Below are 21,494 nucleotides of genomic sequence, written 5' to 3'. Positions count from 1 at the left end.
CGATGCCTCCTCCCGTCTATGCAAGCGCTGGTGAGCGCGTCTGGTACTACAGCTTCCGGGTTCTGTGCGGCGCGATCTTCGTGTTTCTCATCGCGCCTCTGCTGGTGATCATCCCGCTGTCGTTCAACGCGCAGCCCTACTTCACGTTTACACCGGAAATGCTGGCGCTTCAGCCGGAGGCTTTTTCGGGCCGGTGGTATCGCGACATCATCGAGAATGATCAGTGGCTGCATTCAATCCGCAACAGCTTCGTGATCGGCATCGCCGCCACCTTCATGGCAACGGGTCTGGGCACGCTGGCAGCGCTTGGGCTGGCGAGCCCCGCCATGCCCTATCGCCGCACCATCATGGCCGTGCTGATCTCGCCGATGATCGTCCCGATCGTCATCACCGCCACCGGCATGTACTTCTTCTATTCGTCGATCGGGCTCTCGCAGACGCATCTGGGCATCATCCTGGCTCATACAGCCCTTGGCATTCCCTTTGTCATCATCACCGTGACCGCCACGCTGTCAGGCTATGATCAAAACCTGACCCGGGCGGCCTTGTCGCTGGGCGCACCACCCCATGTGGCGTTCTTCAAGGTCACCATGCCGATTATTCTGCCAGGCGTCGTCTCCGGCGGGCTGTTTGCCTTTGTCACGTCCTTTGACGAAGTGGTGGTTGTCCTTTTCATGGCCGGCTTTGAAGAGCGGACCATTCCGCGCCAGATGTGGGCCGGCATTCGCGAGCAGATATCGCCGACCATTCTGGCGGTCGCGACATCCCTCGTCCTGGTTTCCATCGCGTTGCTGACGGCAGTTGAATTGTTGCGGCGCCGGTCCGAACGCATGCGGGGTCTGGATGCGTCTTAGCCTCATAGGTGCTGTTGCGGTCCTGATTGCAGGTGTTGCCAGCACCGCGAACGCGCAGGTCAAAGTGTTGACCTATGACGGCGACTGGGGCGACGCCCTTGCAGCGGAGATCTCGACGTCGCCTGACCTGCCGGTGATCGTCGAACGGTATGACGGGTCACTTGATGCCGCTGCCAGCACGGCCTCACTTGTGGACGCGGAAACGGATGCCGCCAACCTCATGTGTGACGATGGCCCGGCGCAACCGGTTGATCCCTCGTTAGCCCAGGCATTTCCTCGTTCACTGACACCGGATGTGATGCATCAATGCGGCGTTGGATATCTGGTGACGTCGCTCGTGCTGGCGACGCGATCAGACGGCCCTGACAGTTGGGTTGCATTTTTCGATGCAGAGCGCTTTCCGGGTGCACGGGCCCTGCCACGCGGGGCGCGAGGCACACTGGAGATCGCCTTGATGGCCGATGGGGTGGCGCTGGCTGATGTGTACGCCCTGCTGGAAACCCCCGAAGGCATCACCCGCGCACTCGACAAGCTGGACGCGCTTTTCACGCAGGCACAGATCGTGTTCTGGGATACACCGGATGATGCCGTGGCACTATTGCGGGCAGACGCAGTAGCAGCAGCGGCACTCCCGTCAGTGCACGCAGCGCATATCGTTCAACAAGATCAGCAGGAGTTGGACACGTCCTCAGCATTCCAGATTTCTTTTGCAGGGCAGATCTATCGGGTGCAGAGGCTTGTCGTTTTGCCCGCCGCCACTTCCGACCAGGAGACGGTGCGTCACCTGCTCACCACAGTGCTTTCAGCCGATGGGCAGGCGTCGCTGGCAGCGGCCTTGCTGGCAGGGCCGGTCAATCCGCAGGCGTGGGACATGATGCCTGCGTCTCTTGCACCCTTGCTGCCCACAGCGCCGTCGCACGACATCGCGGTTACCGGACTGGCCGACAATGCGGACTTTTGGGCAGACCACGGCAACGACATTGAAACCCAGTTCGCGGCCTGGCTGGACGCCCACGAACAGGGCACGTCGCCTGCGCTCCCCTAATGAGCGCCTAGTCGGACACGCCATCTCGTCAATCCGGTGCAAAGGGTAGTAGGTTATCGCCAGCAGCGCCGCGCGCTTAGAATCAGCGGTCCGGTGGCGCTGGGGGAATGAGCCTGCGGGAGAGGCAGAATGCTTTTTGATCTCGTATCGATTTTGTGGCGGCTGGCGGTTGTGTCAGCTGCCATCGCAGTAATCCTGCATTTTCTCGGTACTGACGCGACGGAAGTCCTGTCGCAAATCAACGCGACTCCGGCTGATATCGGGGCGCTGATTGCCCGCGGCTGGGCGTTAGCACTGCCCAACCTGATGCTCGGAATTGTTGTGATTATCCCCCTGTGGCTGATCATTTTCATGATGCGGCCGCCGCGCAATTAGGCCGAGTATCTTCCTTTCTGTTTCCCGCAAGAAATGTGTGGCATCGCCGCGCCATCGTGGTTAACGTTTTGCCCGCGTGGGACACCTAATCCACGGAAATCCAGGGAGATTTTCTATGCGAATTCTAAAGAGTGTGGCACTTGCTGCCTTGCTGACCGGTGCGGGCGCTGTTGCTGCTCTTGCCAATGTTGGTTCCGGTCTTGTGGGTAACTCGGTCACTGTGACCGGCCCAGATGGCGCAAGCGTCATTCTGTACTACCCAGATGCATCCACCGTTGAGCGCCAGGCTCCTGATGGCTCGACAGCCTCAGGCACATGGTCCGTCAATGGTCAGGACATCTGCACAGCGTTCCCGGGCGAAGACGAAGCCTGCGTGACCGTGACTGAAGAAGCACCGACTGTTGGTGCCTCAGGCGAGATTCCAGGCGAAGCTGGCGTCAGCACCTGGGCCGTGACTGAAGGCAAAGGCTTCTAAGCCAAGCTGATATTATTGCCCCAGGGCAAGTGAATGGGCGGGAGTGCTGCAAAGCGCTTCCGCCTTTTTCATGTTTGGGTGATTGGCGCGGACTGACTACTCACCACCAAAGTGTTTGACGATCGACATGCCGAGCATGGGGCCGGCAACAGCCGCCACGATGATCGGCACCCAGAACTCGCCCAGTCCATAAAGTACCGCAGCACCGACCAAAAGGATCAGATTGATAAGGATTGAGCCCATTTGTGTTCCATTCCTGCGACATGTCTCCAACCGGTGCCACAGGCCTTGCCCACCCCCGATTGCCCGGCCATCCTATTCCAATTCGTAGTGTAATCGGGGCCTAAATCGATGCCGGACCGCCAGATCAAGAAGCTGCTCGTCGCCAACCGAAGCGAGATTGCCATTCGCGTCATGCGGGCGGCAGCGGAACGCGACATCGAGACGGTAGCTGTCTACTCAGAACAGGACCGGCTTGCGCTGCACCGCTTCAAGGCTGACGAGAGCTATCTGATCGGCGAAGGCCGTGGACCGGTTGAAGCCTATCTCTCCATTGATGAAATGATCCGCGTGGCAAAAGAGGCCGGCGCGGATGCGGTCCATCCGGGCTATGGCTTCTTGTCCGAGCGTCCGGATTTTGTGGAAGCCTGCGCAGAGGCAGGGCTCACTTTTGTGGGTCCGCCTGCAGAAGTGATGAAACGCCTAGGCAACAAGGTGTCGGCCCGCAATCTCGCCATTGAGGCGGGCGTGCCGGTGGTGCCCGCGTCAGACGCCCTTCCCACTGACCTGGATGAAGTTGCGGTGATTGCCGAGAAGATCGGCTACCCGTTGATGCTCAAGGCAAGCTGGGGCGGCGGCGGGCGTGGCATGCGCCGGATCTACACGGCGGATGAACTGAAGGGCCAAGTGCAGGCCGGGCGCAGCGAAGCGAAGGCGGCGTTTGGCAATGACGAGGTCTATCTCGAAAAACTGGTGGAGCGTGCGCGGCACGTGGAAGTGCAGCTGCTGGGCGACTCCCACGGCAATGTCATTCACCTCTATGAACGCGACTGCTCCGTCCAGCGCCGCAACCAGAAAGTGGTTGAGCGGGCACCAGCGCCCTATCTCAACGAGGCACAGCGACAGGAGGTATGCAACGCGGCCCTGAAACTGGCGGAGGCTGCCAGTTATCAAAATGCCGGCACCGCCGAGTTCCTCATGGATATGGAGACCGGCGCGTTTTACTTCATCGAGGTCAATCCGCGTATTCAGGTGGAACACACGGTCACTGAAGAAGTGACGGGCGTGGATGTTGTGAAGGCACAGCTGGCAGTTGCCGAAGGGGCGCGCATCGGCGGCGGGGCCATTCCCGCCCAGGACGATGTGCATCTCAACGGCCATGCCATGCAGTGCCGCATTACCACCGAAGACCCGGAACAGAACTTTATCCCCGACCATGGCCGCATTCAGATTTATCGCGGGGCCAACGGCTTTGGCATCCGGCTGGACGGTGGCACGGCCTATTCCGGCGCGCTGATCAATCGTTACTACGACTCCATGCTCGAGAAAGTCACCGCGTGGGCACCAACCCAGGACGAGTGCATCAAACGGATGCGCCGGGCGCTGGGCGAGTTTCGTATTCGCGGTGTGCAGACCAACATCGCGTTTCTTGAAAACCTGATCGACCACAAGGAATTTCTGGCACTCAACTACTCCACCCGGTTCATTGATGAAACGCCGGAGCTGTTTGACTTCAAGCCGCGCAAGGACCGGGCGACGCGGCTCTTGAAATTCATCGGTGAGGTGACCGTCAACGGCAACCCGGAAACGAAAGACGCCGCCGATACCGTATCGCGGGCCATTGTTCATGCGCCGCGCCTCGAGACACAGACACCACCGGACGGCACCAAGCAGCTGCTCGATGCCATGGGGCCAGAGAAATTTGCCCAGTGGATGCGGGATGAAAAACGTCTGCTGGTAACCGACACCACCATGCGGGACGCGCACCAGTCCCTGCTCGCCACGCGCATGCGCACCAATGACATTGTGGCGATTGCGCCTTACATGGCACAGGCCATGCCGGAACTGTTCTCGGTCGAGTGCTGGGGCGGTGCCACGTTCGACGTGGCCATGCGCTTTTTGCATGAAGACCCGTGGTCGCGGCTACATCAGTTACGCGAAGCGATGCCGAATGTGCTGACGCAGATGCTGCTGCGCTCGGCCAATGCGGTTGGCTACACCAATTATCCCGACAATGTGGTGAGCTACTTCATTGATCGGGCCGCAGATGCAGGGATTGACCTGTTCCGCGTGTTCGACTGTCTGAACGTGGCAGAGAACATGGTGCCCGCCATCGAAGAGGTCGCGAAGACCGGCAAGCTATGTGAAGCGGCCATCTGTTATTCCGGCGATCTCACCAACCCCGCCGAGACCAAGTTCACGCTCGATTATTATCTGGGCCTGGCCAAACAGTTTGAGGCGGCCGGCGCGCACATCATCGGCGTCAAGGATATGGCGGGGCTGTGCAAGCCCGCAGCCATCCGCGAGCTGGTGACGGCCCTGCGGCAGGAAACGGACCTGCCGATCCACTTCCATACGCACGATACGTCCGGTGCAGCGGCGGCCAGCGTGCTGGCGGCGTCTGACGCAGGCGTTGATGCTGTTGATGCGGCCATCGACTCCATGTCCGGTGTAACGTCGCAGCCCAATCTTGGCTCCATCGCCGCCGCCCTGCGCCATCAGGAGCGCGACACGGGGCTGGATGCAGACGCGCTCATTGCCGTCACGACGTACTGGGAGCAGGTCCGGAAACATTACCGGCCTTATGAGAGCGACATTCGCGCAGGTACGTCTGATGTCTATCGCCATGAAATTCCCGGCGGTCAGTACACGAACCTTCGCCAGCAGGCCAAGGCCATGGGGCTGGACCACCGCTGGCCGGAAGTGGCGGGCGCTTATGCCGCGGTCAACAAGCTTCTGGGCAACATCGTGAAAGTGACGCCCTCCTCCAAGGTGGTGGGGGACCTCGCGCTCTACATGATGTCGTCCGGCCTGACGGTGGAAGACGTGCTGGACCCGGACAAGGATATTGCCTTTCCTGAAAGCGTCATTCAGCTCCTGAATGGTGAGTTGGGCACACCGCCCGGCGGCTTCCCGGATGACATCACCAATCGGGTACTTAAAGGCAAGACGCCGCTCACGGGACGTCCCGGGGCGCATCTGCCGCCGGCGGACCTTGAGGCGGAGCGGGCCAAGGCGGCGGAAGCCGTGGGCCGCGACATGAGTGACGAGGACCTTGCGGCCTATCTCATGTATCCAAAAGTGTTCACGGATTTTGCAACCCACCAGATGGACAATGGCGACGTGGAGGTGCTGCCGACGCCGGTCTTCTTTACGGGCATGGATGTGGGAGAGGAAATTTCCGTTGATATCGACAAGGGCAAGACACTGGTCATTCGCTGCCTTGGGGTCTCGGAAGCCGACCAGGAGGGCTATCGCCGGGTCTTTTTTGAGCTCAACGGGCAGCCCAGACAGGTGAAAGTGCTGGATACGCATCTTGCCGCGCCGGCTGCTGAACGGCCCAAGGCGGATGCGGGCAACCCCAACCATGTGGGCGCGCCCATGCCGGGGCTGGTTGTGCAGATTTCGGTAAAACCGGGCGACTCAGTTAAAGCAGGGGATACGCTTGTTGCCCTTGAGGCCATGAAGATGCAGACCAGTGTCACCGCCGAGCGCGATGGCGTGATTGCAGAGCTCATGGTGGAACCGGGCATCACCATTGACGCGAAAGACCTGATCATGACGTTTACGGATGCCTAGCACCGCAAGTTCCGCCGCCGCGCTGGCAGATGAGGGCGCAGATCTGATGACTGACGCCCGTGCACTCCTCAAGACCGTTTTCGGCTTTGACGATTTTCGTCCGGGTCAGGAAGAGATCGTGGCCTCCATTCTGGCGGGTCAGGATGTGCTGGCCATCATGCCGACGGGCGCCGGCAAATCGCTTTGCTACCAACTCCCTGCCCTGATGCGTGACGGGCTGACCGTCGTCGTGTCACCGCTCATTGCCCTCATGCGGGACCAGGTGGCTGCCCTTCAGGCCAATGGGGTGGAAGCAGGCGCGCTGACCTCCAACACGGATCCCTATGAAGCCGAGCGCATTCATCAGGCGATAGATGATGGCGCGCTCAAGCTCCTGTTCATGGCACCGGAGCGGCTCTCCATTGCCAGCGGATTGCTGCAGCGGGCGGGCGTGTCCATGCTGGCCATCGACGAAGCGCACTGCGTGAGCCAGTGGGGCCACGACTTCCGGCCGGACTATCTGAAGATTGGTGCCCTGCGTGACCAGCTGAGTGCGCAGTTGGGTCATGTGCAGATCACGGCCTTTACGGCGACGGCTGACGAAGAAACGCGCGGCGAGATTGCGTCAAAACTCTTCACGCAGGAGCCGCAGGTTTTTCTCGGCGGCTTTGACCGGCCCAATCTCTTTTTGGCGTTTGAGCCCAAGGCGCAGCCAAAGACGCAGGTGGCGGACTTTGTTGCCCAACACACAGGCGAAGCGGGCATTGTCTATTGCTCGTCCCGCGCCAAGACGGAGAGTTTTGCAGAGCACCTGCAAACCAAGGGCGTGGAAGCGCTGGCCTATCACGCAGGCCTCGACGGCGAAACGCGGCAGATCCGTCAGGACCGGTTTACCCGTGAGGACGGCATTGTCATCTGCGCCACGGTTGCGTTTGGCATGGGCATCGATAAGCCGGATGTGCGCTTTGTCGTTCACGCCGACATGCCCAAGAGCATGGAGAGCTACTATCAGGAAGTGGGCCGCGCGGGCCGCGACGGGTTGCCTGCCGACACGCTGACGCTTTACGGCATTGACGATATCAAACTGCGCCGTTTGCAGATTGACGACAGTGACGCACCGGACGACCGCAAGCGCGCCGACCATCAGCGGCTCAATGCCCTGCTGGCGCTGGCGGAAGCGCCCAACTGCCGCCGCCAAGTGTTGTTGTCGTTCTTTGGAGAGCGCGACCACGGGCCGTGCGGCCATTGCGACCTGTGCAAGTCGCCGGTGCAAACCTATGACGGGACGCAGGACGCGCAAAAGGCATTGTCCGCCATGATCCGCACCGGCGAGCGGTTCGGCCTCGAGCATGTGATTGCCGTGCTGCGCGGTGAAGACACCGAGCGCGTGCGCACCCTGCGCCATGACCAGTTGCCGACCTTCGGGCTGGGTGCCCATTACGACAAACACCAATGGCGCGACATCTGCCGCCAGATGTATGCGCTGGGTCTGACCTCCGTTGATCCGCAATATGGCTCGTGGCTGGTCACAGAACCCGGCTGGTCGGTGCTGAAACAGGGCGAGACAGTTGCCCTGCGTCATCCACCTGCGAAACAGGACAGGCGCCGCAGCAGCCCCAAGAGCAAGACACCGCGCAAGGCCAAGCCCCCGGTCGATCTGTCAGAACGCGATGGCGAGCTGCTGATGGCGCTCAAGGCCAAACGCACCGAACTGGCCAAAGCGCAGAACGTCCCGGCCTATGTGATCTTCCCGGACAAGACGCTGGTGGAAATGGCCGTGGTGCGGCCAAGCTCACTGGACGAAATGGCCGAGATCAGCGGTGTAGGTGCGCGGAAGCTCGAGAAGTTTGGGGCGGTGTTTTTGGAAGTGGTCCATAGCGCCTGACTACACATGCTGATCAATCAACACCGGGTTGCCGTCTGGATCTAAGAGTGTGATGTGAGCGGGGCCGGTGGTGGTTTCGTCGGCTTCTTCGATGAGGGTGATACCGTCGGCCTTCAAGGCCTTCTGGATGTCGCGGACGTCGGTGAACTCATCCAGCGTGTTGCCCTGCGCATCCCAGCCGGGATTGAAGGTCAGGGTGTTCTTGTCAAACATGCCCTGGAAAAGACCGATGATGGCTGTGGGGCTTTTGAGGATGAGGAAGTTCTGGGCTTCGTCGCCGCCGATGACGGCAAAGCCGAGCGTCTCATAAAAGGCGCGGGACGCCTTGATGTCCTTGACGGCAAGGCTGACTGAGAAATTTCCGATATCCATCGCGACGCGCTCCCTGACACTTGTGAGACGGGGAGCGTGACGCTGCCTGGCACTTCGCGCAAGCGGACGGGCTGGCGGAGGTGGAGCCAGTGTCGAGATTTCGCCCCCTCCCACCACTCGTCATTCCGCGACTTGATCGCGGAATCCAGGGGAGACCTGTGAGCGCTTTTCCGTATGGCTCTGGACTCCGCGATCAAGTCGCGGAGTGACAGATGAGTTTGGGTGCAACGTCTACGTGAGCGGGCAGCCTTCAACGGTGATGCGGTGCATGACGCGGCGTTTGCCCTGATAGTCGTTCAGGGCCCAGTGCCAGGTGGCGCGGTTGTCCCAGAAGGCGATGGAGCCGGGCTTCCACGCGAAACGGTGGGTGTATTCAGGCCGGGCGCACTCGGCAAAAAGCTGCTGCATCAGCGGGCGGCTTTCGTCCTCGGTCCAGCCTTCAAAGCGCACGGTGAAGGCCGGGTTCACGTAGAGCGCCTTCTTGCCCGACAGCGGGTGCGTAATGATGACGGGATGAATGACGTCCGGCATGGTGTCCGCAACAGACGAATTGCCGATGCGGCCATCGCCCTTGGCATCCGCACCGTCTGATCCACCTGCATCCGTCTGCGCCGCGTAGCCCACGGGGCCGGACCCGAAAATATGCGTGGCGGAATGCACGGCGTTGAGGCCTTCCAGCATCTTCTTGAAGCCGTCGCTCAGATTGTCATAGGCGGCATACATGGACGAAAACATCGTGTCGCCACCACTGTCCGGCAGTTCGCGCGCCACCAGGATCGAGCCCATGGCCGGGTCCTGATCGTAGGAATGGTCCGTATGCCAGCCGCCGCCGATATTGTCCTTCTGGTCCACGTCCTTTGAGACCATTGCAATTTCGGGAAAATCCGGGTGGGCGGCAAAGAAGCGGTTGATGTCGATATTGCCGAACTTGCGCGCCAGCTCGATGTGGTCATTTTCCGAGATATTCTGGTCGCGGAAGAAGATCAGACCATGATCCGAGAACGCCTTGTGGATGGTATCGAACTGGGTGTTCGACAGGCCTGCCGCGATGTCCACACCGTGAATTTCCGCGCCGACGCCCTCAAGGGGGCGCACATCTACCGTGCTCATTGTCTCTCAATCCCTGCGTTCGCGCGCATGGGCGCGCCACCCGGACTTATGCCCGGCAATTTTGATGATGTGCATTAAATCATCATCCAGGAGATGAGGCAATCAGGCAGCGGCAACCACCAATGTGGTGCCATTGGCCTCCACGACCTTCACCTGTGCGCCGGCCTGCGGGTTGCTGCCGTCCTGCATGGTGGCGAGCCACTGGGTGTCGCCCAGTCTGACCTTGCCCTTGCCGCTGGCGAAGGCCTCAACCACGGTGGCGATCTCGCCGGTCACGCGGGCACCGCGTTTGTTGAGTTCGGGGTGGTCGGTTTCCTCGTAGGTGCGTTGCAAATATCGCGGGCCGATGAGGGCTGCAGCAACGGTGAGAACCGCGAAGGCGGCCACCTGCCAGGCGGGGAACGGGTCACCGAGCACCAGTACCAGGACACCGGTGACAAAGGCTGCGATGGCGGGCCAGAGCAGATGGGTTGTGGGCAACACAACTTCAAACGCCACCAGCGCGATGGCGAGCACCCACCAGCCCCAGAAAGGCACAGCGTCAATCAGCGTGACAAAAGGTTCCATGGTTGGTTTCCCTTATGAGTTGCTTGATGGGACGCTTGTGGATGAGCCGGGTCCGGACGGTTGGGTGCCGCCGGTGATCTTGTTGATGTCCTTCAACTCGGCGATGCCCGACAGCATGCCCACAAGACCGGCGGTTTCAGCCGGGATGATGACCGTCTTCTGGTTGGGCGATTCCGCCAGCTTGCCGAAGGCGGTGACATAGGACTGCGCCACGAAGTAGTTGACCGCCTGCACGTCGCCCTTGGCGATGGCTTCGCTCACCATGGCGGTTGCCTTGGCCTCGGCTTCGGCCTCACGCTCACGGGCTTCCGCATCGCGGAAGGCTGCTTCCTTGCGGCCTTCGGCTTCGAGAATGGCGGACTGCTTTTCGCCTTCGGCGCGCAGGATGGCGGCTGACTTCTCGCCTTCGGCTGTCAGAATTTCAGCCCGCTTTTCACGTTCCGCCTTCATCTGCTTGGCCATCGATTCCGTGATGTCCGCAGGCGGGCTCAGGTCCTTGATTTCCACGCGGGTGATCTTGACGCCCCATGGGTTGGTGGCGAGATCGAGTACGCGCAGCAAGCGCTCGTTGATGGCGTCGCGATTGGACAGGATTTCATCCAGGTCCATGGAGCCGAGCACCGTACGCACATTGGTGACGGACAGATTGGAGATGGCGCGATCAAGATTGGCGACTTCGTAGGCAGCGCTTGCGGCGTCCATGACCTGAATGAAGGCCACAGCGTCCGCTGTCACCATGGCGTTGTCGCGGGTGATGATTTCCTGAGACGGAATATCGATCACCTGCTCCATCATGTTCATCTTGAGGCCGATGCGGTCCATCACCGGCACCAGTAGCCACAGACCGGGCGTGAGGGTGCGCGTATAGCGGCCAAACCGTTCCACCGTGTACTCAAAACCCTGAGGCACGATCTTGATCGAGGTATAGACGAGCACTGCGGCAAGGCCGAGCAGGACGAGTCCAAAAAGAAGGGAAGCGCTGAGCATGAAATCCTCCAGTCCAGCCGACATAGAGGGGGCGACTGGCAAAAGTGGGGTGTCGCGAACCTTGGGAGATTCGCAAAAGGAGCTTGCTGATCAGCATACTTCATATGGGGAACCGGGCCATCGCCTACCAGCAAAACCGGCTTCTTCACGGCGAAATCCGGCAGATCTGTGCGCTAAATCACCTGATTGAGGCGATCTCCAGCCAGGAACGCATCAATGTTCTGGCGCGTGGTCTCCAGAATGCGCTGCACCGCCTCGCGGGTGTTGAACGCAGAATGAGGTGTAATCACTACATTGCGCATATGCAGCAGAACATGATCTGCCAGCAGGGTTTCAAGGTTATGGCGCCGCAAATAGACAGATCGCAGGAGTTCGGCTTCTTCGCGGATCGTCGGTTCTTCCGGCAGAACGTCCAGACCGGCGCCGGCAATCTTGCCGGTGGCCAGTGCCTTGAGGAGGGCGTTGACGTCTATAAGGTTGCCCCGCCCCGTGTTGATGATCACGGCACCGTCTTTCATGGCGTCGAAGGCAGCATCATCCATAAACTGGTCGGTATCGCTGCCACCGGGGACATGAAGACTGACGACGTCAGACCTGGATAGAAGTTCCGGGAACGGAACATAGTCAAAACCGAGCTGTCGGGCCGCCTCCTGGTCCGGGGCGATGTCATGGGCGATGACGGTCATGTCAAAGCCTTTAGCAATGCGAATTGTGCATTTGCCGATATGGCCAGTCCCGACAATGCCCATCGTCTTGCCCCTCAGGTCAAACCCCTGAAGGCCCGCCTGGTGAAAATCGCCACGGCGCGTGCGGTCCGTTGCCTCCACCATTTTGTGGGAGACGGCCAGAAGAAGCGCAAAGACATGCTCTGCAACCGTCGTGTCCCCGTAGGTCGGCACGGTTGCGAGCGCGATGCCGCGGGCTTTGCATGCGTCCACATCAATGTGGTCATAGCCCGTTGAGCGGGTGGCAATCATCTGGAGGTTCGGCAAGGCAGCGATGGTGTCTGCACTGACGGTGGAATAGACGAAGGGGGAGATGATGTCTGCATCGGCATAGTCCGCTGCGTTGTCCGGCTTTATGCGGCCGGGCACAAATTCAACCTCGTGACCATCGGCCAGTGACCGGAGCGGCTCCAACTCCCACTCCTCAGTTTCAAAGACGACGATTTTCATGAGCGTTGTCCTTATCGCCCTGTCACAGACATTGCCGCTTTGTCCTGACCGGCCTCCGCCCTGGCGATGGCCTGCTTGGTGCGCAGAAAACTGTCCGGCGTTACGGACATTGAATCAATGCTGTTTTCCACAAGGAAGGCCGCAAAGCCCGGTTTGTCGCTGGGCCCCTGACCACACAGGCCGACCTTTCGGTCAAACCGATGTGCTGTTGAGATGACATTCTCGATCATGCGTTTTACAGCGGGATTTTCTTCATCGAACAGATGGGCGAGCCGTGCTGAATCGCGATCAACACCAAGCGTGAGCTGCGTCAGATCGTTGGACCCGATGGAAAACCCGTCAAACCGCTTGGAAAACTCGTCCGCGAGGATGACGTTCGATGGCACTTCACACATCACATAAACCTCAAGGCCATCCTCACCCCGCACCAGACCACGGGACGCCATGGTATCCAGCACAGCGTCCGCCTCTTCGAGGGTGCGGCAGAAGGGGATCATCACCACCACATTGGTAAAGCCCATTTCCTTGCGCACCTTCGCCAGGGCCGCACACTCAAGGGCAAAGCCGTCTGAGTAGTCATCCGAGTAATAGCGGCTGGCTCCGCGCCACCCGATCATCGGGTTCTCCTCTTTTGGTTCGAACTGCCGACCGCCAACAAGTTCAGCATATTCATTGGACTTGAAATCGCTCATCCGCACGATCACCGGGCTGGGATATTGCGAGGCTGCCAGCCGTGCCACGCCGGCAGCGAGCGTATCAACGAAGTAGTCCGTTTTTTTGGCATAGCCGCGGGTGATCTTTTCGATTTCCTTGCGTGCCTGCTTGTCCTTGACCTCGTCAAAGCGCGTCAGGGCGAGGGGATGCACCTTGATGATGTTGTTGATGACAAATTCCAGCCGCGCCAGGCCAATGCCGTCCGCCGGCAGGCGCCACCAACGCAACGCTGCTGACGGCGTTGCCATATTGAGCATCAGTTTCGTGCGCGTCTCAGGCATGTTGTCGAGGCTTAGATCCCGCACGTCGATGTCGGCGTAACCCTCATAAACGTGCCCCTCGTCGCCTTCCGCGCAGGACGCGGTGATCTTTGTGCCGGTCGTGAGGGTTGTTGTTGCGTCATGGCAGCCAACAATGGCGGTGAGACCCAGTTCACGGCTGACAATGGCCGCGTGACTGGTGCGCCCGCCATGGTCGGTCACGATGGCGCTGGCGCGCTTCATGATGGGCACCCAGTCCGGGTCGGTGATGGAGGTCACGAGGATCGCACCATCCTCGAATCTGTCGATCTCCTGGGGAGACGCGAGGTTGATGACCTTGCCCACGGCAGCGCCCGAACCGACCGCCAGACCGGATGTCAGTTTCTTGCCCTGATTGGTCACGTGGAAAGTCTTGAGGCCACTGGCTTCAGCACGGGACTGGACGGTTTCAGGGCGCGCCTGAACAATGGCAAGTTCGCCGGTATTGCCATCCTTCGCCCATTCAATGTCCATGGGGCAGCCATAATGCTGTTCAATCGTGACTGCCCAGCGCGCAAGTTGCAGGACTTCTTCATTGCTCACAGTGAAACGAGCACGCTCTTTGGCTTTGGTCTTCAACCATTTTGTCGGCTTCTTGCCACCCTCGGCGTAGACCAGCTTCTTTTCCTTTGTGCCAAGGCTGCGCTCGACGATGGGGGACAGCGCCTTGTTCTCCAGCAACGGTTTGAAGACCATGAACTCGTCGGGATCGGCAATGCCCTGCACCACCGCCTCGCCAAGGCCCCAGGCCCCGGTTAGCAGCACCACATCGGGGAAACCGGTTTCAGTATCGATGGAGAACATGACGCCAGCGGCACCGGTATCAGACCGCACCATGCGCTGCACGCCGACGGACAGCGCGACATCCAGATGATCAAATCCATTGTTGTTGCGGTAGGTAATGGCCCTGTCGGTGAACAGGGACGCGTAGCATTTGCGCACATGCTCCAGCAGTGCGTCCTTGCCGCAAATATTGAGATAGCTTTCCTGTTGGCCCGCAAAGCTTGCGTCAGGCAGGTCTTCTGCGGTTGCGGAAGACCGGACGGCCACGTCCGGCTTGCGCATTCCTTCCCGCGTGCCCAGCTCTCGATATGCGCCGGCAATCACCTTGCCAAGGTCCTTTGGCATTGTAGCTTTGAGAAACGCTGCGCGGATGGTCTTTCCAACTGTAGACAGCGGTGCCTTGCCCTTTGCCAAAGCGGTTGTCTGCACGCGTATGATTTCGTCCAGTCCGTTGTGGGCTACAAAATAACGATAGGCTTGGGACGTTGTCGCAAAGCCGCCAGGCACCCGCACACCCACGCCAGACAGATTGGCGATCATCTCTCCAAGAGAGGCATTCTTGCCACCGACGCGGGGCACATCTGTGACACGCGCATCCTCAAGCCAGAGAATGCAATCCTCAGCGGCAGTACCTTTCAGTGAAATGGACTTTGGTGGCTTGGAACTTGAAGACGGTTTTCTGGATGGCATGATGGCAATCTCCGAACTGATCTTCTGAAGACCGCAGCCGGGGCGACGCCGGACGCGTTGTTGCGCATACACCGCAACACATTCAAGCCGACCAGAGAATAGTGTCAGGTCAATGACATTCCATGCTGCACCCAATGTAAATGATGTGCGTCAAACGCCCACACGACGTCGAGCGGGGCATCTAATGTGCTGCTGGTTGCAGATCAATCTGCGATGACATGCACCTGACGCCACCCCCCATGTGACAGACCTGCTGAGAGTCGACCGGGATCACCTGCTTTTGGGTAAGCCGCCTGACTGTTTCAAGCGCCTGCGCGTCCTGCGGGACTCCAAATTGCGGCAGGTAGACCGCATGATGGGTGACCAGCGCGTTGGTATAAAGACCACAGGCGGAGCCAAAGCGACTGTCGTAGATATCGCTGCCGTCATAGGCATTGACGATGGTATGAATGTCCGCGCCCGGCAGGCCGCGGCGCAGATCGGCAAGCAGCTGCGTCTCATATGCAGGATCCTCCGTATACGAATTGACTAGAAGCACGCCGTTGTCGATGAAAGAAACAACACCGTCGGCATGTTCCAGGCCGCCCTGTTCGTCTGCTTCAATGAACGCGATGTGCGTTGCGTCGGTCACGTCCCTTAGGGCAGCGCGGGCTTCGTCCTCGGTCAAATTGTTGTCGGCCAAAAACTTCGTGCTGACCACAGCATTGCCCGCGCCGTCAAAAACCCAGTTTCCGCCATCGTTAAGCAGATCGCTGGCCACGGGCAGGATGCCTTTGCTTTCAAGGAAAGCAGCATGGGTCTCCTGCACGGCATCTGCGTCGCGTTGGCCCTTCCGGCCACCACCCTGCCCGGCGGCGGTGTATCGCGTCATGACGCTGCTGGACGGGTCCATGATGCCGAAGTCGCGGGTCCATATGTCTTCCATCGCCGCCGTGACCACGCGGTCAGGCCCCAATGCTTCTACATAAATGTCTGCTGTGTCCGCTCCTGCCAGGACCATCACGCGGTCCGGCGCGGCGATGCGATTGGCGAAGGCAATGTGGAACTCGATGATGGCATCCGCCTCGCTGGCGTAATACGGATCATCAAGAATGGGGGCTGCCAGCACTATGAGCTGGCCACGTTCATCGTCAGCCATGGCGGGTGACCCCCAGATCAGCAAGGCAGCGACAGCTGCAAAAACATGTCGCGTGACCGCCCGCATCTTACACCTGCCCCGGCTGAATTGGGGGATTGGGCGGCGGCGGTGCAGCAGGCGGCATGGGTATGCTTCGATGCTTCATCGAAATGAACAGAGCAGGCAACGCAGCTGCCAAGGCAATGGCGCCGCCAATGACAAAGATCATGTGCAGTGCCAGGTCCTCGCGCGGCAGAGTCAGCAATACGCCAAACAGGCTGAGCCCGAAGGCGGATCCGATCTGGCCCATGAGCCTGCTCATCCCCGTGGCCATGCCAAACTGGCTGGGCGGGACGGCAGTTGTGATGATGGACGCGAGAGGCGGCATGGCAACACCGTGGCCAATGCCCTGAAGCACCAGCCCCAACAGGACGATCGGCAGGTTGGTGACATAGATGCCGGCCGCCACGGTAAAGAGTCCCGCTGTTTGACACAGCACACCTGTAAGTGTGCCCAGCCGCTCGCCAAACTGCGTGGCGATGACGCCGCCCAGCGGTGACGCCAGAGTAAGGCTGAAGGTGCGGGTGAGCATCAGGATGGCGGCAACAGAGATCGAAAACCCGAACCGACCTGTCAGCACCAGAGGCGTTGCGATAAGCGCGCCCAGATAGGACATCTGCAGGAAGAAGTTAGCGATGGCCGGTGCATCAAAATTGCGTTGCTTCAGCAAGGATGGCGGCACGATGGGATTGGAGATCGATGCCTCATAGAAAAGGAAGACAATGAGGCCGACCACACCGACGACACCCGCGCTGACCAGCATCATTGTGGAAACGCCTGGCTCAGCAAAGGCACCGATGACGAATAGCAGGCTGGACAAGGCAAGCAGCAGGATCAGGTTGCCGATATGATCGAACTTGACCATCTGCCTGACGGTTTCTGGCAGCACTTTCCACGCAATCACCACCGCAGCGATGCCGGTACCTGCTTGAAGCAGGAAGACCGAGCGCCACCCCACCAATTCAACGAACGGGCCGCCGAGAATAAGCCCGAGCGCGGCAGCACCCGGCCCGCCCATGGACCACCAGCCGATGGCCTGATTGCGGTGCGCTGGCGGATAGACATGAAACAGGATCGCCATGGCAGCAGGCCCCGTTGCGCCCGCCAGAACCATGGACAAGATGCGAAACGCGATAAGGGACCAGATGTCCCACGCGATCATGCACATGAAGGCAAAGATGGTTGAGCCGAGAATACCGCCGATGAAGATGCGACGGTGACCGAACATGTCCCCGAGCTTGCCGATGACTGGCAGTGCGGCTGCCGAGACCAGCATGGGGGCGGACACGGTCCACGCGGCGAGGGCCTCACTGACGCCGAAATCATCGGCAATGAGATTCAGCGCCACCGTCACGATGGTGAAGGGAAACCCGGTCGCCAACATGCCGATCATCCCGGCCCATAAAACCTGCTGGGCCTTTTTGGGATCGAAGGGTGCTGATATGTGCGTGACGTCGCTCATTTTGCGGCAGCGACCGCCTCATCAGCTGATGCCTGGGCATTCAAAATGAAATGCGCCGTCAATGCGGGATCCTGCATGGGGATAAAGTGGCTGAGATGCGGCAGCGATACATCGCGCGCATTGCCAAACTCCTTGTACAACTGGTCCCATGTGGGCGAGAGGGCAAAATCCATCACTGGCTCGTCGCCGGGTTCGCGGCCCTTTGCACGCAGAATGGTGACAGGCAGCGTCATTTCCTTGAGCGTGCCGGTCAAATTGGCGTTGACGCTGCCCATGTAGACGGATGCTTCCATGACCGGCGGACATGCCAGGCGATAGCCCTCGCCCTCCTCATTGGGGCGAATGCCATGGCGGCAATAGTCTTCCAGCGCCTGTGGCTTCCACAAGGAATAAGGATGCCGGTCCTTGAAGCGATCGTACATTTCCTCCCAGCCGGTCCACGCGTCGCGGCGGCGGGCAACCATGTGCTCCGATGGGTCCGTCATGTCATTGTAGGGACTGCTCTCATAGTTCGCCGGCGCCAGCATGACCGGATCAATCAGCAGCAGCCGCTCAAACATCTGTGGGCGGGCCCGGGCGACTTGCGTTAAGCAGTGTCCGCCCATGGAGTGACCCGCGCCGATGACGTTTGTCAGGGCGAGGTGATCAACCAGTTCACCCACATCCTTTGCGACCAGTGACCAGTCGAGCAGCAGGCCCTTCTTTTCGCTTTGGCCGTGGCCGCGCATATCAACGGAGATAATGCGGTAGCTCTTGGGCAGGCGCGCAATTGTTTCATCCCACACACGGGCATGAAATCCGGTCGCATGGATCAGCAGGATCGGCTGACCCGCGGGGTCGCCCCATTCCCAATAGGAAATGCGGGCATCGGTCGCGTCGAAGAAATGGTGGGTCGGAACATCAGACATAAGCAGCAGCAATCACTCGGTTGGACTATCAGCCTGCACATGCAAGCTGGCCGAGTGATTACCACGTTCCGGATTGATCCCGATAGGGCGTCAGGCGACGTCTGATATCTGATCTGCCTGAGTATAGACGAAGGCCGCATCATCCAGGTCAATGTCGGGGAATTCCTTGCGTTCCGTCCAGTAGTCCTGGTTGTGCTGCCATTCGGGCTTGTCGCCGCGTTTGGGCAACAGATGCATGTTGCGCATGATGTAGCCTGGGTTGAAGTTTTCGGTGTCGATCCAGTCGAGGATCGGCATGTCCTTGTCTTCCGGCCTGAGTGCCACCTCGACCTTCTTGGCCCCCTTTTGCCGCATCTTCTTCAGCAGGCGGCAGACAAAATCGGCGACCATGTCCACACGCAGTGTCCAGCTGGCGCGGAAGTAGCCAAACACCCACACCATGTTGGGCATGCCGGTGAACATCATGCCGCGATAGGTAACGGTCTCATTGAAGTTGATGTCTTCGCCGTTGCGGGAAAACGCGATGTCGCCCAGCGCACACAGGTTGAAGCCTGTGGCCGTGACAATAAGGTCGGCTTCAAGCTCTTCGCCGGATTTGAGCAGGATGCCTTTTTCGGTAAAGCGCTCAATCTCGTCGGTCACCATGCTGGCCTTGCCGGCCTTGATGCCTGCGAAGAGATCGCCGTCGGGTACAAAGGCCACGCGCTGGCGCCAGGGGCGGTATTTGGGCGTGAAGTGCTTGTCGACGTCATAGCCGTCGGGCAGCAGTTCTTTCACGCCGTCGATCAGTTCCTGTTTCACGACCTCCGGCTCTTCAAAGGAGCGCCGCGTCAGCTCGGCCTGATTGTAGAGCACTGCCTTGCGGGTGATTTCGTGGATCCACTCTTCGTCGATCTCCAGCAGCCGCAGCATGTCCGCGACTTCATTCTCGTTCCGGCCAGGTACGAAATAGGTGGGGGAGCGTTGCAGCACAGTGATGTGCTCGCAGTCCGGGGCCATGGCCGGCACGATGGTGGCCGTGGTGGCGCCGGAGCCAATCACAATAACCTTCTTGCCTTTGTAGTCGTAATTTTCCGGCCAGGTCTGCGGGTGAACAATGTCACCCTTGAACTTGTCCATGTCCTGCCAGTCCGGCGTGTAGCCTTCCGAGTGGCGGTAGTAGCCCTGACACATCCACAGGAAGCCGCAGGTGAAGACGAGATCCTCGTTGGTGTCGGTGCGTGTGGCGTGAATGGTCCACAGATTGTCTGCGTCGGACCAGTCAGCCGACAGGATCTTGTGCTGGTAGCGGATATGGCGCTTGAGATCGTTTTCCTGGATCACTTCATCCATGTAAGTGCGGATTTCTTCCGCCGTGGCGATGGGGTTGCCGGTCCACGGTTTGAAGCGATAGCCGAAGGTATACAGGTCACTGTCTGAGCGGATGCCGGGATATTTGTGCATCAGCCATGTGCCGCCGAAATCCTCCAGCGCTTCCAGCACCACATAGCTCATGCCCGGGCACTGGTCCTGCAGGTGGTACGCCGCACCGACGCCGGAAATCCCTGCGCCGACGACCAGCACGTCAAAATGTTGAGCCTTGGCACCTGATTTGGCCGCAGGTTTGTCGAGTGTTGCTGTATCCGGCATGTGCTTCGTCCCTCTGAACGGCCTTTGGTCGGCCTGTGTTGAGTTTCTTGTCTGAAGTGCAGTCTGGCCGATATTGACATTCTGTCAATTGAGGCAGGTCAAGACAGACATCAGATATTTTGCGGCGTATTGACGGCTTGAACGGGACAATGACGCCTGATACCCGTGGGCCCATGGAAACTCTCACGATCCGACGACCCGACGATTGGCATGTGCATCTGCGCGACGGCGCGATGCTTGAGTTTGCTGCGCGCTATACAGCCCAGCAGTTTGCCCGCGCCATTGTGATGCCCAATCTCGTGCCGCCGGTCACGACGGTGGATGCCGCCCGGCATTACCGTGACCGCATTCGCAGCGCAGTGGGCGCCCATCACAGCTTCACACCACTGATGACAGCCTATCTGACCGATGACATTGACGCGGACGAGATTGCCACTGGGTTTGAAGAAGGCGTGTTTGCGGCCTGCAAACTCTACCCGGCCAATGCGACCACCAACTCAGCGGCAGGTGTCACGGACGTCCGCAAGCTCGACCGCGTATTCGAGCGGATGCAGGCCATTGGCATGCCCTTGCTGATCCACGGCGAAGTGGTGTCGCCTGATATCGACATCTTTGATCGCGAACATGTGTTTATCGACACAACGCTGGCGCCCCTGGTGAGGGATTTTCCCGAACTCAAAGTGGTGCTCGAACATATCACTACGGAGGACTCGGTTGAGTTTGTGAGTGCTGCAAGTGACAAGGTGGCGGCAACCATTACGGCCCATCACCTGCGCATTGACCGCAATGACATGTTTGATGGCGGCATGCGCCCGCACGCCTATTGCCTGCCGGTTGCCAAGCGCCGCAAGCACCGCGAGGCGCTGCGCAAGGCAGCTGTTTCCGGCAACGCAAAATTCTTTCTGGGCACGGATTCAGCGCCGCACCAAAAGCATGACAAGGAAAGCGACTGCGGGTGTGCAGGCATTTTCAGCGCGCCAGTCGCCATTGAAAGCTACGCGCAGACCTTTGAAGAAGAAGGCGCTCTCGACAAGCTGGAAGCCTTTGCGTCCGAGTTTGGACCCCGCTTCTATGGCCTGCCATTGAACGATGAGACCATCACGCTGGAACGTACCGGACATGCGGTGCCCGACATCATCGAAGATGCCGAGATCGCCATCGTGCCGTTTCACGCAGGTGAAACCATAAACTGGCGGCTTGCACCCTAGCC

At 59.7% G+C, this 21,494-nt stretch carries 18 protein-coding genes; 7 read left to right on the top strand and 11 right to left on the bottom strand.

Features of this window, described 5'->3' with window-relative positions; genetic code table 11:
* The first annotated feature begins 2 nt into the window (after positions 1–2).
* The 4 genes from ABXH05_RS10425 to ABXH05_RS10410 all read left to right on the top strand — a co-directional run bounded on the left by ABXH05_RS10425 (position 3) and on the right by ABXH05_RS10410 (position 2,749).
* Positions 3–854, top strand: coding sequence for an ABC transporter permease (locus tag ABXH05_RS10425; protein ID WP_348137534.1), 852 nt, complete (start codon positions 3–5; stop codon positions 852–854).
* Positions 844–1,899, top strand: coding sequence for an extracellular solute-binding protein (locus ABXH05_RS10420; protein ID WP_353560944.1), 1,056 nt, complete (start codon positions 844–846; stop codon positions 1,897–1,899). Before ABXH05_RS10425 ends, ABXH05_RS10420 begins: the two co-directional genes overlap by 11 nt.
* 129 nt (positions 1,900–2,028) lie before the next feature.
* Positions 2,029–2,274, top strand: a complete 246-nt coding sequence (locus ABXH05_RS10415; protein WP_043948410.1) for a hypothetical protein — start codon at positions 2,029–2,031, stop codon at positions 2,272–2,274.
* Positions 2,275–2,389: 115 nt separating this feature from the next.
* Positions 2,390–2,749 carry a hypothetical protein gene (locus tag ABXH05_RS10410; protein WP_348137528.1) on the top strand — a complete coding sequence of 120 codons (360 nt, stop codon included), beginning with the start codon at positions 2,390–2,392 and terminating at the stop codon, positions 2,747–2,749.
* A 96-nt stretch (positions 2,750–2,845) separates the two neighbouring features.
* On the opposite strand, the gene ABXH05_RS10405 is transcribed toward ABXH05_RS10410, so the two are convergent.
* A complete protein-coding gene (locus tag ABXH05_RS10405) occupies positions 2,846–2,992 on the bottom strand; it encodes a hypothetical protein (RefSeq protein WP_171815890.1) in 147 nt (48 codons plus the stop codon).
* Positions 2,993–3,100: 108 nt separating this feature from the next.
* Here ABXH05_RS10405 and ABXH05_RS10400 point away from each other — a divergent pair, with 108 nt between their 5' ends.
* Both ABXH05_RS10400 and recQ read left to right on the top strand, forming a co-directional pair.
* On the top strand, positions 3,101–6,547 hold the full coding sequence (locus tag ABXH05_RS10400; protein WP_353560943.1) for a pyruvate carboxylase: 3,447 nt from the start codon (positions 3,101–3,103) through the stop codon (positions 6,545–6,547).
* Positions 6,540–8,411, top strand: coding sequence for a DNA helicase RecQ (gene recQ, locus ABXH05_RS10395; RefSeq protein WP_353560942.1), 1,872 nt, complete (start codon positions 6,540–6,542; stop codon positions 8,409–8,411). The genes ABXH05_RS10400 and recQ overlap by 8 nt, the downstream gene beginning before the upstream one ends.
* Here the strand turns inward: recQ and ABXH05_RS10390 are convergent, their stop codons facing one another.
* The 10 genes from ABXH05_RS10390 to ABXH05_RS10345 form a co-directional block, all read right to left on the bottom strand.
* Positions 8,412–8,783 (bottom strand): VOC family protein, encoded by a 372-nt coding sequence (locus ABXH05_RS10390; protein ID WP_353560941.1) that lies wholly within the window; start codon positions 8,781–8,783, stop codon positions 8,412–8,414. It abuts the gene before it with no gap.
* A gap of 231 nt (positions 8,784–9,014) precedes the next feature.
* Positions 9,015–9,893, bottom strand: a complete 879-nt coding sequence (locus ABXH05_RS10385; protein WP_353560940.1) for a TauD/TfdA dioxygenase family protein — start codon at positions 9,891–9,893, stop codon at positions 9,015–9,017.
* Positions 9,894–9,995: 102 nt separating this feature from the next.
* A complete protein-coding gene (locus ABXH05_RS10380; protein ID WP_353560939.1) occupies positions 9,996–10,460 on the bottom strand; it encodes an NfeD family protein in 465 nt (154 codons plus the stop codon).
* A 12-nt stretch (positions 10,461–10,472) separates the two neighbouring features.
* Entirely contained in the window at positions 10,473–11,447 is a 975-nt protein-coding gene (locus ABXH05_RS10375) for an SPFH domain-containing protein (RefSeq protein ID WP_353560938.1), read from the bottom strand.
* 173 nt (positions 11,448–11,620) lie between these two features.
* A complete protein-coding gene (locus tag ABXH05_RS10370; RefSeq protein WP_353560937.1) occupies positions 11,621–12,622 on the bottom strand; it encodes a hydroxyacid dehydrogenase in 1,002 nt (333 codons plus the stop codon).
* 11 nt (positions 12,623–12,633) lie between these two features.
* Positions 12,634–15,108, bottom strand: a complete 2,475-nt coding sequence (ppsA, locus tag ABXH05_RS10365; RefSeq protein WP_353560936.1) for a phosphoenolpyruvate synthase — start codon at positions 15,106–15,108, stop codon at positions 12,634–12,636.
* 181 nt (positions 15,109–15,289) lie between these two features.
* On the bottom strand, positions 15,290–16,246 hold the full coding sequence (locus ABXH05_RS10360) for an agmatine deiminase family protein (RefSeq protein WP_353560935.1): 957 nt from the start codon (positions 16,244–16,246) through the stop codon (positions 15,290–15,292).
* Between the two features lie 67 nt (positions 16,247–16,313).
* On the bottom strand, positions 16,314–17,747 hold the full coding sequence (locus tag ABXH05_RS10355) for an MFS transporter (RefSeq protein ID WP_353560934.1): 1,434 nt from the start codon (positions 17,745–17,747) through the stop codon (positions 16,314–16,316).
* Positions 17,744–18,655: an alpha/beta fold hydrolase gene (locus tag ABXH05_RS10350; protein ID WP_353560933.1), complete on the bottom strand. Its 912-nt coding sequence runs from the start codon at positions 18,653–18,655 to the stop codon at positions 17,744–17,746. The genes ABXH05_RS10355 and ABXH05_RS10350 overlap by 4 nt, the downstream gene beginning before the upstream one ends.
* A gap of 90 nt (positions 18,656–18,745) precedes the next feature.
* Positions 18,746–20,284 carry a flavin-containing monooxygenase gene (locus ABXH05_RS10345; protein WP_353560932.1) on the bottom strand — a complete coding sequence of 513 codons (1,539 nt, stop codon included), beginning with the start codon at positions 20,282–20,284 and terminating at the stop codon, positions 18,746–18,748.
* A gap of 149 nt (positions 20,285–20,433) precedes the next feature.
* Between ABXH05_RS10345 and pyrC the strand changes: the two genes are divergently transcribed.
* Positions 20,434–21,492: a dihydroorotase gene (gene pyrC / locus ABXH05_RS10340; protein ID WP_353560931.1), complete on the top strand. Its 1,059-nt coding sequence runs from the start codon at positions 20,434–20,436 to the stop codon at positions 21,490–21,492.
* The last annotated feature ends 2 nt before the right edge of the window (positions 21,493–21,494 follow it).

This window comes from Pyruvatibacter sp. HU-CL02332 (assembly GCF_040362765.1).
Lineage (GTDB): Bacteria > Pseudomonadota > Alphaproteobacteria > CGMCC-115125 > CGMCC-115125 > Pyruvatibacter.
Note: the sequence above shows the minus strand (reverse complement) of the source record. Positions and strands in the feature narration are given on the sequence as shown.